General features: G+C 63.5%; 3 protein-coding genes. 2 read left to right on the forward strand and 1 reads right to left on the reverse strand.

Translation table 11 applies throughout. The features are described 5' to 3' along the window. The first annotated feature begins 54 nt into the window (after positions 1-54). Positions 55-10,257 carry a non-ribosomal peptide synthetase gene (locus LRO94_RS11810; RefSeq protein ID WP_179179177.1) on the forward strand — a complete coding sequence of 3,401 codons (10,203 nt, stop codon included), beginning with the start codon at positions 55-57 and terminating at the stop codon, positions 10,255-10,257. Continuing rightward, the gene (locus tag LRO94_RS11815) at positions 10,254-13,433 is read left to right on the forward strand and encodes a non-ribosomal peptide synthetase (protein ID WP_179179176.1); all 3,180 of its coding nucleotides are present in this window, start codon (positions 10,254-10,256) and stop codon (positions 13,431-13,433) included. The genes LRO94_RS11810 and LRO94_RS11815 overlap by 4 nt, the downstream gene beginning before the upstream one ends. Positions 13,434-13,495: 62 nt before the next feature. On the opposite strand, the gene LRO94_RS11820 is transcribed toward LRO94_RS11815, so the two are convergent. Next, the gene (locus LRO94_RS11820; protein WP_179179175.1) at positions 13,496-14,449 is read right to left on the reverse strand and encodes an alpha/beta hydrolase; all 954 of its coding nucleotides are present in this window, start codon (positions 14,447-14,449) and stop codon (positions 13,496-13,498) included. Positions 14,450-14,467 lie beyond the last annotated feature (18 nt).

A 14,467-nucleotide genomic window follows, 5' to 3' on the forward strand; every position in this document is an offset into this window, starting at 1 on the left:
TTATAGGGACGACGTGCCTTTGTGCTTCCTGCCTATTGCTCCGGACTCCAACAAATGAATGCTGAAGACTCCTTGAAACTTGCTCGCCGGTTTATCGGGTTGCCCCTGGAAAAACGCCAGCTGTTCCTGCAAGCACTGCAGAAAGAAGGGGTGGATTTCTCCCGGTTTCCGATTCCAGCCGGGGTGGAGGTGGAGGACCGTCAGGCACTGTCTTACGCACAGCAGCGCATGTGGTTCCTGTGGCAATTGGACCCGGCCAGCGGCGCTTACAACCTGCCGGGGGCGGTGAGACTCAAGGGAGCGCTGAGCTTAAGCGCGATGGAGCAGGCATTCGCCAGCCTGGTGGCGCGTCACGAGACCCTGCGTACGGTGTTCCAGCGCCAGGCCGATGAGCGCCTGTTGCAAGTCGCCGTTCAACCCTCATTGGCCGTTGAGCAACTCGACCTGACTGACCTGGCCCCGGCGGAACGCGAGCAGGCAGTGAATGACGCAGCCACCCGCCAGTCGCTGCTGCCATTCGACCTGGAGCACGGCCCGCTGCTGCGTGTGCAATTGCTCAAGCTTGGCGCCCAGGAGCATGTCCTGCTGCTGACCCTGCACCACATCGTCTCCGACGGTTGGTCGATGAACGTGCTGATCGACGAGTTCATCCGCTTTTACGACGCCCATGAGCGCAACGAGGCACCGCAATTGCCGGCGCTGCCGATCCAATACAGCGACTACGCCCTGTGGCAACGCCGCTGGTTGGAAGCGGGGGAGCAGGCCCGTCAATTGGAGTACTGGCAGGCGCGCCTGGGCGCTGAGCACCCGGTGCTGGAACTGCCGACGGACCGTCCGCGTCCGGCCATGCCCAGTTATCAGGGCACCCGCCATAACTTCGCGATTGAGCCGGCACTGGCGGCGCAACTGCGCGCCTGTGCGCAAAAGCACAACGTCACGCTGTTCATGCTGTTGCTCGGTGCCTTTAATGTGCTGCTGCACCGCTACACCGGCCAGAGCGATATCCGCGTCGGCGTGCCGATTGCCAACCGTAACCGCAGTGAAGTCGAAGGGCTGATCGGGTTTTTCGTCAACACCCAGGTGTTGCGTACCGAGCTGACCGGGCAAACCCGTGTTTCTGGGCTGCTGCAAGGCATCAAAGAGCACGCCCTCGGCGCCCAGGCCCATCAGGAACTGCCGTTCGAGCGTCTGGTGGAAGCCCTGAAAGTCGAGCGCAGCCTCAGCCATACGCCGCTGTTCCAAGTGATGTACAACCACCAGCCGGTGGTGGCCGATATTGCATCGGTCAGTACCGCCTCCGGCCTGGAGCTGGCGTTGGTGGAGTGGCAAGGCCGTACCACCCAGTTCGACCTGACCCTCGACACGTATGAAAAATCCGGCACCCTGCACGCCGCGCTGACGTACGCCAACGACCTGTTTGACGCGCCGTCCATCGCGCGTATGGCCCGGCACTGGATCAGCCTGTTGCAGGCCATGGTTGCCGATGGCGAGCAGCGCGTCGGCGAGTTGCCGATGCTGGCTACCCAGGAGGAGCAGGTGCTGGTTGAGGCCTGGAATCAAACCGCAGAGGCATATCCGACTGAGCGTGGCATTCATCAACTGATCGAAGACCAGGTCCAGGCCACACCCCACGCTCCGGCACTGGTGTTTGGTGCCCAAACGCTGACCTACGCCCAGCTCGATGCCCGTGCCAACCAGTTGGCTCACGCCTTACGCGAACAGGGCGTTGGTCCCGATGCATTTGTGGGGATCTGCGTCGAGCGCTCCGTGGAAATGGTCGTTGGCCTGCTGGCCATTCTCAAGGCTGGCGGCGCTTACGTCCCGCTTGACCCTGAATACCCCCAGGAACGCCTGGCCTACATGATCGAAGACAGCGGCATCCAACTGCTGCTCAGCCAGCACAGCCTGGTACCGTCGCTGCCCACCGAGGGCATCCAGGTGATCACCCTGGACCAGGCGCCTGGCTGGCTTGACGGATACAGCAGCGCATCGCCCGCCGTAGCCATCCACGGGCTGAACCTGGCCTATGTGATCTACACCTCCGGTTCCACCGGCAAGCCCAAGGGTGCCGGTAACAGCCACCGCGCGCTGGTCAACCGTTTGTGCTGGATGCAGCAAGCCTACGGCCTGGACGCCAGCGATGCGGTACTGCAAAAAACCCCGTTCAGCTTTGACGTGTCGGTGTGGGAATTCTTCTGGCCGCTGATGACCGGCGCGCGCCTGGTGGTCGCGGCCCCTGGCGAACACCGCGAGCCGGCGCGTCTGATCGAGACCATCGGCCAGCACGGCATCACCACCTTGCACTTCGTACCGTCCATGCTCCAGGCGTTCGTCCATGAGCCGGGCGTACAGGGCTGCACCAGCCTCAAGCGCATCGTGTGCAGCGGCGAAGCCTTGCCACTGGATGCGCAACTGCAAGTCTTCGCCAAGCTGCCCCAGGCAGGGTTGTTCAACCTCTATGGCCCGACCGAAGCGGCCATCGACGTGACGCACTGGACCTGCGTCGACGAAGGCCGTGACGCCGTGCCCATTGGCCGCCCCATCGCCAACCTTGGCACCTACGTGCTCGACGCGCAGCTCAACCCAGTGCCCGCCGGCGTGTCCGGCGAGCTGTACCTGGGCGGCACCGGCCTGGCCCGCAGTTACCACCGTCGTCCGGCACTCACCGCCGAGCGTTTTGTGCCCAGCCCTTTCGGTGACGGTGCGCGTCTATACCGTACCGGCGACCGTGTGCGCCAGCGTGAGGATGGCGTGATCGACTACCTTGGTCGGCTCGACCATCAGGTCAAGCTGCGCGGCCTGCGCATCGAGTTGGGAGAAATCGAGACGCGCCTGATGCAACACCCAGGCGTGCGTGAGGCGGTGGTGCTGGTGCAGGGCGGCAAGCAATTGGTGGCCTACCTGGTGCTGGAAGGTGAAGCGCCGACCGACCTCAAGGCCTGGCTACTCAGCAGCCTGCCGGAATACATGGTGCCCACCCACATGGTGCACCTGGCCAAGCTGCCGGTGACCGCCAACGGCAAGCTCGACCGCAAAGCGCTGCCGCTGCCGGACGCTGCGCCGCAACAAGCCTACATCGCCCCGCAAAACCCACTGCAACAAGCCCTGGCAACGATTTGGAGCGACGTACTCGGCGTCGAGCAGGTCGGCCTGGAAGACAACTTTTTCGAGCTGGGTGGTGATTCGATCATCTCCATTCAAGTGGTCAGCCGTGCGCGCCAGGCGGGGATTCGCCTCAGCCCGCGCGACCTGTTCCAGTACCAGAGCGTGCGCAGCCTGGCCCTCGTCGCCACCTTTGAGCAGGCCAGCGTTATCGACCAAGGCCCGGTCAGCGGCGAGGTGCTGCTGACGCCGGTACAGCACAGCTTTTTCGCCCAGGCCATCACGGCACGTCACCACTGGAACCAATCCTTGTTGCTGACCCCGCGCGAGGCCCTGGACCCGGTGCGCCTGGAAGCGGCGCTGACGCAGTTGATTAACCACCACGACGCCCTGCGCCTGCGTTTTGTGCAGCGTCCCGACGGCTGGCAGCAAACCCACGCTGCGCCCGTCGACGAGCCTGCGCTGTGGCACTCCCATGCCACCGACGATACGCAACTGGCCGCGCTATGCGACGAAGCCCAGCGCAGCCTCGACCTGACGCAAGGCCCGCTGCTGCGCGCCGCCCTCGTCTCCATGGCCGATGGCACCCAGCGCTTGCTGTTGGTGGTGCATCACCTGGTGGTGGATGGGGTTTCATGGCGCATCCTGCTGGAAGACCTGCAACAGGCTTACCGCCAGGCATCCTTGCCGGCCAAGACCAGTGCCTACCAAACCTGGGCGCACCAACTGCACACCCACGCGCAAACCCTCAGCAAACAACTGCCTTACTGGCAGGCGCAGTCCGTCGACGCCGAGCTGCCGTGCGACAACCCCCACGGCGGGCTGCAAAACCGCTTGGGCTGCAAGCTTGAATCCCGCCTCAACGCCGAACAAACCCGCCAGTTGCTGCAAGACGCGCCAGCGGCTTATCGCACTCAGGTCAACGACCTGTTGCTGACGGCGTTGGCGCGGGTAGTCAGCCGGTGGAGCGGGCAGGCTGCGGCGCTGATCCAACTGGAAGGCCACGGTCGCGAAGATCTGTTCGAGGCCGTCGACCTGACCCGCACTGTTGGCTGGTTTACCAGCCTGTTCCCTGTACGTCTGCAGGCGGACGGCGAGCTGTCGACCGCGATCAAGTCGGTCAAGGAGCAACTGCGTGCCGTGCCCGACAAGGGGCTGGGCTACGGCTTGCTGCGCTACCTGGCTGCGCCTCACGTGCGTGAAGCCCTTGCGGGCCTGGCCGCGCCGCGCATCACGTTCAACTACCTCGGCCAGTTCGATCGCCAGTTCGATGAGTCCGCATTGTTCGTGCCCGCCACCCAAGGCAGCGGCCAGGCCCAAGACCCCGAAGCGCCATTGGCCAACTGGCTGACGGTGGAAGGACAGGTGTATGGCGGCGAACTGGCGCTGCAATGGGGGTTCAGCCGCGAGATGTTCCAGGCGTCGACCATCCAGCGCCTGGCGGATGATTACACCGCCGAACTCAACGCCTTGATCCAGCACTGCTGCGATACACCCGCCGGGCAGGTGACGCCGTCGGACTTTGCGCTGGCAACCCTGACCCAACAGCAATTGGATGATTTGCCCGTGGACGGCCCGGCCATCGCCGATATCTACCCGCTGTCGCCCATGCAGCAAGGCATGCTGTTCCACACCCTGTACGAGCCTGAAGCCCAGGCCTATATCAACCAGTTGCGCCTGGACATTGAAGGCCTCGATCTGCTGAGCTTTGGTCGTGCCTGGCAGGCGGCGCTGGATCGGCATGACATTTTGCGCAGCAGCTTCCACTGGCTCGGCCTGGACAGCGCCCATCAAGTGATCCAGCGCCAGGTCGATTTGCAGCTGCACGTGATCGAAGACCCGCATGCTGACCTCGACGCCTTGGCCGACGCCGAGCGTCAGCGCGGTTTTGAGTTGAACGCGGCGCCCCTGTTTCGCCTGATGTTGGTGCGCGGTGCCGGTACGGGCTGGCACATGATTTTCACCAGCCATCACATCCTCATGGATGGCTGGAGCAATGCCCAGTTGCTCGGCGAAGTCATTGCCGACTACGCAGGCCACGTTTTGCCCGCACCGTTGGGGCAGTTCCGCGATTACTTGGGTTGGCTGCAGCAGCAAGCCTCGGGCGAAAAGTTCTGGCGCGAAGCCCTGGCACCGTTGCAAGCCCCAACCCTGCTGGCTGAAGCACTGCGCGTGCCGGTCGAAGGGGCGGGCATGGCCGACCATCACACCACTCTGGACAGCCAGTTCACCCGCGCGCTCGGCGATTGCGCGCGCCAGCACAAAGTCACCCTCAACACCCTGCTGCAAGGCGCCTGGAGCCTCTTGCTGCAACGCTACACCGGCCAGGATTGCGTGGCTTTCGGTGCCACTGTTGCCGGGCGTTCGGCGCCGTTGCCGGGTATCGAGCAGCAACTGGGCCTGTTTATCAACACATTGCCAATCATCAGCGCGGCCTCGCCGGCCCAGTCCGCCGCCACTTGGCTCGCGGAGCTGCAAGCGCTGAACCTCAGCCTGCGCGACCATGAACACGTACCGCTTTACGACATCCAGGGCTGGGCCGGACAACAAGGTGCCGCACTGTTCGACACCTTGCTGGTGTTTGAAAACTTCCCGGTAGCCGAAGCGCTCAAGCAAGGCGCGCCAGCGGGCCTGACCTTCGGCAAGATGCACAACCATGAGCGCACTCACTACCCGTTGACCCTGGGCATCGAACTGGGGACTGGCTTGCGCCTGGAGTTCAGCTACGACCGGGCGCGGTTCACCGAGCAACACGTCGCGCAATTGAGCGCCAACCTGCAGCACCTGCTGGCGCAATGGGTGGCGGATATCCACGCGCCACTCGGCACCCTGCAACTGCTGGACAACAGCACGCAAGCCTCGCTGCTCGCCATCAGCCAATCCCCTGGTACTGCGCCGCGGCCAATGCGTGTGCATGAACGCATCGCCACCCAAGCCCAAGCCACCCCTGATGCGTTGGCGGTTCAGGCAGGCAGTGAACGCCTGAGTTACGCCCAGCTCAATCAGCGGGCTAACCGTCTGGCTCACCGCCTGCTGGAGCAGGGTGTCGGCCCGGGCCAACGGGTAGGCCTGGTTTCCCGGCGTGGCCCGCAGTTGATCGTCAGCCTGCTGGCCGTCCTCAAAAGTGGCGCGGCTTACGTACCGCTGGACCCCAACTACCCAGCCGAGCGCCTGAGCTACATGTTGGCAGACAGCCGTCTGAACCTGTTGCTCAGCGAGACCGGCTTGCTGGCTGATCTGCCGCTGCCCCATGGGCTCAAACGTGTGGAGTTCAGCGCACAGGGTGAAGAGCTGGCGGGCTACCCGTTGACCAATCCACCGAACCGCGCCACTGCCGCCGACCTCGCTTATGTGATCTACACCTCAGGCTCCACCGGCCAACCCAAGGGGGTGGCCATCGACCATGCTGCACTCGACCAGTTCTGCGACACAGCGGCCGATTACAGTGCGCTGACGCCTGCCGACCGCGTGCTGCAATTTGCGACGTTCAGCTTCGACGGGTTTGTCGAGCAATGCTACCCGCCGCTGTGCATCGGCGCGGCGCTGATCATGCGCGGCGATGAGCTGTGGGACGCCGGGTTGCTGGCGCAGCAAATCGTCGAGCAGGGCGTGACCCTGGCCGACTTGCCCGCGGCCTATTGGTACTTGCTGGCCAAGGAGTGCGCCGTCGATGGCCGCACCCTGGGCAACTTGCGCCAAGTGCATGTCGGCGGCGAAGCCATGGCCGTGGAGGGCGTACGCGCCTGGTACGAGGCTGGGTTGGGCAACGTTCGTCTGGTGAACACCTATGGCCCGACCGAAGCCACCGTGGTCTCCAGCGTGCATGACTGCCAGCTTGCAGATGCCAATGACGCCTTCGGCATGCCCATCGGGCGGGCGATCGACGGGCGCGCGCTGTACGTGCTGGACAGCGGGTTTGAATTGCTGCCGACCTGCGGCGTCGGCGAGCTGTGCATCGGTGCGGCGGCGGGCTTGGCCCAGGGCTACTTCGATCGCCCGGCGCTGACCGCCGAGCGCTTCTTGCCGGACCCGTTCTCCGGCGTGCCGGGGTCGCGGCTCTACCGCAGCGGCGACTTGGCTCGCTACAACGACAACGCGGCCCTGGAGTACGTGGGCCGCATTGACCATCAAGTGAAAATCCGTGGGTTCCGGATCGAGATGGGTGAAATCGAAGCCTGTCTGCAAACCATGCCTCAGGTGCGCGAGGCGGTGGTGATTGCGCTGGACGGGCCGACCGGCGCGCAGTTGGTCGCCTATGTCGTGCCCCAGTCGGATGCCCTGGAGGCGCACGCCTTGACGGCGGCGCTGCGTCAGTCGTTGCCGGACTACATGGTGCCGAGTTTCCTGATGCTGATCGACGTGTTGCCCCTGAGCCCCAACGGCAAACTGGACCGTAAAGCCTTGCCAAAGCCGGATGTCAGCCAACGGCAAAAACACTATGTGGCACCCCGAACGGCCCTGGACATTCAGGTCGCCGAGGTTTGGCAAAACGTGCTGGGGCTGGAACAGGTCGGGCTGGACGATCACTTCTTTGAGTTGGGTGGGCATTCGCTATTGGCCACCCAAGTGGTCGCACGCTTGAAGACGCTGTTGGCCTGCGACCTGACCCTGCGTGACCTGTTTGGCGCGCCGCGACTGGCAGACTTTATCGCGGCGATCTCCACCCGCACCGGGCAGGACACCGCGCCGGCGCGCAGCCCGTTAGTGGCCCACGGCGAAAAAACCAGCGCGGCACTGTCCCTGGTGCAACGCCGGCTATGGGTAGTGGAGCAGCTGTCGCAGGCCAGTGGCGCCTATGGCATGCCGCTGGCCGTGCGCTTGCGCGGCGAGTTGTCGGTGCCGCTGCTGGTCAGCAGCCTGGCACAGGTGATTGCCCGCCACGAAACCCTGCGCACGGCCTACATCACCGACGAGGAGGGTGATCCGCTGGCCGTCATTGCCGCGCACGTGGAGGTCGACTTGCCGTTACTGGACCTGTCGTCCCTGGATCCCGCTGAACAGCAGCGCCGGGTCGCGGTCGCCGTTGAGGCGAACACCCGCCAATCCATCAGCCTGCTGCAGGCGCCTTTGTTACGTGGACAGGTGCTCAAGCTGGGCCCCACCGAACATGTGTTGCTGTATTCGATGCACCACATCATCTCCGATGGCTGGTCGATGGCGGTGCTGGTCAATGAACTGGTGGGCTTCTATGGCCGGGCGAAGGCGGGGGTCGTTGAGCCGTTGCCGCCGTTGCCGATCCAGTACTCCGATTACGCCCTCTGGCAACAGCACCTGCAACGCACCGGCGTGCTCGCCGCGCAGGCGCGTTACTGGGAACAGGCACTGGCCGGTCACAGCGGCGTGTTGCAACTGCCCACCGACCAACCGCGCCCCCAGGCGCCGACCCATGAAGGTCGCGACCTCGGTTTCACGCTGCCCGTGGCCTTGCATGAAGGGCTCAAGGCGGTGTCGGCGCGTGCCGGTGTGACGCTTTACAGCACGATGCTGGCCGCGTTCCAGATCCTGCTGCATCGCCTCAGCGGCAGCGATGACGTGCTGGTCGGTGCCGACGTTGCCGGGCGCCAGCAGCCTGAGCTGGAAGGTCTGATCGGTTTCTTCGTGAACATTCTGCCGCTGCGCTCGACCTTCGTGGCGCAGCAACCGTTCAGCGCTTTCCTGGCCACCACCCAAGGCACCGCGCTGGACGCTTTCGATCATCAGGACCTGCCCTTCGACATGATTGTGGAGGCCTCGCCGCGCCCGCGCCAACGGGGTTTCAACCCACTGGTGCAGGTGTTGTTCGTGATGAACAACCTGCCGGTGCAGGGTGGCCAGATGGACGGGATCGAGGTTGAGGTACTGCCCACTCGTGGCGGTTACTCCAAGTTCGATATGGCCCTGTTCATCGATGAGGATGCAGGCGGCCTGCATGGTACCTGGCAGTACGCCAGCGACCTGTTTGAACAACAACGCATCGAGTCATTCGTCAACGCCTGGACGGGAATTCTTGAACAGATTGTGTGTGATCCGAACATTCAATTAGGGGATATCACCATGCCTACCAACACCTTGGAACAAACCACGACGCCCGTACCGCCTGCCATCAAGGCCGACAAGCTGGGCAAGTTCCTGAAAAAATCCCAGAGCCGCACCGACAGGCCTGCCGGTGCGTTGATGCGTGAATCGCTGCTGGTACCCGGGCAGGATTTTCCATTGCTGATGGAACCCACTGATCCAGGCCTGGACCTGGTGGCCTGGATCAAGGACAACCGCGCCCTGGTGGAAGAAAAACTGGCCCGCCATGCGGGGATTCTGTTCCGTGGATTTGCCCTGCGCGATATTCATGACTTCGAAGCGTTCGCTGAAGCTGTGCAGCCGGGCCTCTATGGTCAATACGGCGACTTGCCGAAAAAAGAGGGCGGTAAGAACACCTACCGGTCCACGCCGTACCCCGAAAAGAAAATGATCCTGTTCCATAACGAAAGCTCCCATCAGGACCGCTGGCCGCGCAAGCAGCTGTTCTTCTGCGAACAGCCATCCCCAATCGGCGGCGCCACACCGGTGGTGGACTGCCGGCAGATGTACCTCAAGTTGCCGGCGGCGATCCGCGAGCGCTTCGAGGACAAGGGGTTGCTGTACGTGCGCACCTTTGCCGACAAGCTCGACGTTTCCTGGCAGCACTTCTTCAAGACCGACGTGCGTGCCGACGTCGAGGCGCGTTGCCGGGCTGCGGGCATCGCGTGGACCTGGCTGGACAACGATGAACTGCAAATCCGCACCCCGTGCCCGGCGATCATCCGGCACCCGGTGACGGGGGAAAAAACCTTCTTCAACCAGGTTCAGTTGCACCACATCTTCTGCCTGGACCCGGATGTGCGCGAAGACTTGCTGGCACTGTTCGGCGAGCAGCGTATGCCTCGGCACGTGTACTACGGCGATGGCTCGCCGATTGAAGACGAAGTCATGGCCTTGGTGGGCGAGCTGTACGAAGCCTGCGCGGTGCGATTCGACTGGCACAAGGGCGATGTCATCCTGCTGGACAACATGCTGGCTGCCCACGCACGTGATCCCTTCGAAGGACCGCGCAAGATCGTTGTGGCAATGGGCGAAATGATTGAACGCAGCGCGCTGCACCTAGCGCATAGCGAGACCGAAAAGGAAGAGGCCGGAGCATGAGTACTGCACAACAGGGAACCGTGGACGCGGGACTGGCGTTGCTGGTCGAGCAGCAACAGCATCTGGACGCACGGCAACAAGGGGCGAGCTGGGGGGATCTGACCCACTGCCTGAAACTGGATATTCGTGGCGAGCTGGACCCGGTGCGCCTGCAACACGCGTTGGATAGCCTGGCGGTGCGCCACGAAGCATTGAGTGCGCAGTTTGCGCCCGTCAGTGGTTATCACGGATTGCGCCAGCGGGTTGCGCCGGCTCAAGCGGTGAGCTTGACCCAGTGGCTCGACGTGGCGTCGCCCCAACAGGTGATTGCACGCCAACAGCAGTGGTTGCAGCAGCAACAGCCGCTGATCGGTGCGTTGTTGCAGCGCCTGGAAACGGACCACTGGCAACTGTTGATCGGCGTTTCGCGTTACGCCGCCGACGCCGGGACCTTGGCCCTGATCCAGCAGGAGTTGTTGGCCGCTTATGGGCAGCAAGGGTTTGAAGAGGACGAGCCGGGGCAGTTTTCCCAGTACCTGGAATGGCGCAGCGAGGTGATCTTCGACGAAGACGCAGACACCGCCAAGGCTTACTGGCAGCAGTATCTGCAAGGGCACGAGGGGCTGCTCAGCGGGCCAGACTTGCCCTATCGCCTGACGTGCGCAGAAGTCCTGCCGGCAGAACGCTTGAGCGTGCCACTGGATCAAACGCTGTTGACTCGCCTGCGCACGGCGGGGCTGCCGCTGGACGTGCTGATGCACGCCGCCTGGTGGGTACTGCTGGCGCGCATCAGTGGTCGGGAGTCATTCCTGGCGGGATGGCGGCATGACGCGCGCCTGGATTATGAATTTTTCAGCCACAGCCTGGGCCTGTTCGAGAAAACCCTGCCGTTGGCGATTCGCATTGATCCGGCCAGCACCTTCCGTGAGCTGGTGACCACCATGGCCGCGCAGTTGGATCAGCACCGCACCTGGCAGGAATACTGGACACCGTTGTCATTCCCACAACAGGCCGCGCCTGCGGTCGGTTTTGGCAATCGGTGGGTTTCGGAACCGCGTGAGGTCGCTGGGATGGTTTGGGTGGGCAGCGACCTGCCGGCCCGTCTGCCTGAATTCGAGTTGGCCCTTCAGTTGGAAATCGCAGCGTCTGGCGAACCTCAAGGTTTGTCACTGGACTTCAATCCCGCACGCTATACGGCGCCCGCCGTCGAGACGCTGTTGGGCCAGCTCCGCGAGTTGCTCCACAGCATCGCCGACAAACCGGATGAAACCCTTGCACGCCTGAACCTGTTGGGTGCCGACGAAAAGAGCCGGTTGCTGGCACTGAACCCGCCGGCGCAAATCATGCAAACGCCGCAGTTGTTGCCGCAACGTATCGCTGCGTGGGCTGATCAGACGCCGGACGCCGTGGCGTTGGTCGCTGCGGGCCAGGCCCTTAGCTACGCTGAACTGGACGCCCGCACCGCGCGCTTGAGTGCCGAATTACTGCGCCAGGGTGTGGGCGCTGGGTCGATCGTGGGCCTGGCGCTGCCGCGTTCGGCGGAACTGGTCGTCGCCATTCTTGCCACCTGGCGTGCGGGCGCAGCCTATCTGCCGCTGGACCCGCAATGGCCAGTGGCGCGCCAGGCTGAAATCGCAGGGCACGCCGCCGCGAGCTTGATCCTGGTGACTCACGCGCCAGGCCAGGACGACCCGCGGACCGCGTTCAAACTGCTCAATCCGGGCGCATCAACCGAGGATGCCTCTATGGCCCCGGCGGTGTCCGTGCAGGCCCGTGACGTCGCCTATGTGCTGTTCACCTCCGGCTCCACCGGCCAGCCCAAAGGCGTGGTGATCGAGCATGGCGCGTTACTCAACTACACCGCGAGCAGCAGCCAGCAACTGGGCCTGTCCGCCTGCCGTCACGTTGCCTTTAGTTCCACGGTAGCGGCGGACCTGGGCAACACCGCCTTGTTCGGCGCGCTCTACAACGGCGCGACCTTGCATATAGCTGACGATGCGACCCTGCAAGATCCCCAGGGCTTCGCCGGGTTCCTGCGGGAAAACAGCATCGATTGCCTGAAAATCGTGCCGTCGCACCTGGCCGCCTTGCTTGAGGCTGATACCGCCGTATTGCCTGACACGCTGGTGCTGGGCGGTGAAGCCATCGGCGCGAGCCTGGTGCAGCGCATTCGTCAGCTGCGGCCCGACTGTCGCGTGTTCAACCATTACGGCCCCACCGAAGCGACAGTGGGCGTGATGGTGCATCCGTTACTGCCTGCGGAAGACGTGTCCCATGGCGTGCCGCTGACCCACGTGCTTCCCGGAAACCAAGTCTTCGTACTGGGCGCCGACGCGCAATTGCTGGCAACGGGTGAACTCGGTGAGTTATTCATCGGTGGCCATCAGTTGTGCCGAGGCTACTTGCAGGGCGAGGCGGATGCAGACGCGTTTATCCATAGCCCGCTGGTGGACGGCGCGCGCCTTTACCGCACGGGAGACCTGGCCCGTTATCGGGTGGAGGGGGGCGTGCAGCTGTATGGCCGTCGCGATCATCAGGTCAAGGTGCGTGGTTTCCGCATTGAGCTGGCCGAGATAGAGGCGCAGTTGCTGCGTTTGCCCGAGGTCAGTGAGGCCGTGGTGGTGCTGGTGCAAGAGGAGCCGCAAGCGTTTGTGGTAATGCGTGCGGCGACGGCAGAGGACGTAGGGCCTCAATTGAAAAACCAACTGGCCCAGCATCTCCCGGCGGCTATGGTGCCGCGCCAGATTGTGAGCCTTGAACGCATGCCGCGCCTGCCAAACGGCAAGGTTGACCGCAAGGCGCTGCAACACGCTCAACCTGTGGTTTCCCAGGCGGTGTACGTCGCGCCACGGGATGCGCTTGAAACCCTGTTGTCCACGCGCATGGCCCAATTGGTCGGGTTGGAACGGCTGAGCATCGAGGAGGACTTTTTCGCCGCAGGCGGGCATTCCTTGTTGGTGATCAAGCTAGTGGCAGGCATCCGCAAACTGCTGCAATGCGAGATTCATCCCGGCGTGGTGTTTGATCACCCAAGCGTGGCGGCATTGGCGCGGGAGCTGCGCGAGCGTGAAACTGTCGCTGGGCAGTTGGAGAGAATCGCCCAGGCACGTTTGCGCATGGATGCAATGACACCTGAAGAGAAAGCGGCGCTTATGGAAAAGGCCAGGCAGTTGCAGGCGAGCAAGGAGCAGGGGTAGGGATGTAAAACGGGGCTGGCAATCAGCCCCGTTGTTTAATGGCGGGAACGGTCAAGTGTTGCTTAGCGCTGTTCCCCCAACCAACTCAACACGCCTTCATAAATGCCTGCAACCGCGCTGGTAATGCCGTTCATGCGCAGGAAGTCATGGGTCAGCCCCGACTGCACGTGCAGGCTGACCGCTGTGCCGCTCGCGGCCAGCATCTGGGCGTACGCCTGCCCTTCGTCATACAGCGGATCGTACTGGGCCAGGCTGATATAGGCCGGTGCCAGCGCAGTCAGCCCTTCGGCCAGCAACGGCGAGACCCGCCAGTCCAGGCGCTGTTGGGCATCCGGGCAATAGTGTTGGTAGAACCATTCCAGCGTGGCCGTTTCCAGCAGGTAATCCTCGGCATAGTGGCGATGGGAATCACGCTGCCGCGAGGTATCAGTGACCGGGTAAAACAGCAACTGGGCCCAGGGTTTGAACGCCAGTTGTTGCGGCGCCTTCACTGCGGTGATCGCCATGACGGTCGCCAGCGTTGCCCCCACACTGTCACCCGCCAGGGTAATCCGGCGGTTGTCCAGTTGCAGGTTGCCGGCCTGTTCGGCCAGCCAATTGGCGGCGTCGAGGCTGTCATTCACTGCGGTCGGGAAGCTCGCCTGTGGCGCCAGACGGTAGCTGGGCGCGAACACCGCGTACTGACCGCTGGCCGCGAGCCTGCGGCAGATGGAGTCGTGGGAGTCCAGGCTGCCCACCACATAACCGCCGCCGTGAAAGTACGCAATCACCGGCAATTGCGCGGTGCCCGGTGCCCGGTAAAGACGGGCGGGCAGTGCATGGCCATCGCGGGCGGTGACCGTCAGGTGGGTGACCACCACCGACCCCGGCGGGCTGGGGTCGAGAATGGCCGAAGTCTGTTCGAACTCCCGCCGTGCCTGTTCAACACTCAGTGCGTGCATGGGTTGGCTTTTACCGGTCAGGCGACCCATCTGCGCCAATTCCAGAAAACCTTCGAGATCAGGGTCCAGGGGCATTGCATGTTCCTTGTGAAA

The sequence above is a fragment of the Pseudomonas sivasensis genome, assembly GCF_021391435.1.
Taxonomy (GTDB): Bacteria; Pseudomonadota; Gammaproteobacteria; order Pseudomonadales; family Pseudomonadaceae; genus Aquipseudomonas; species Aquipseudomonas sivasensis.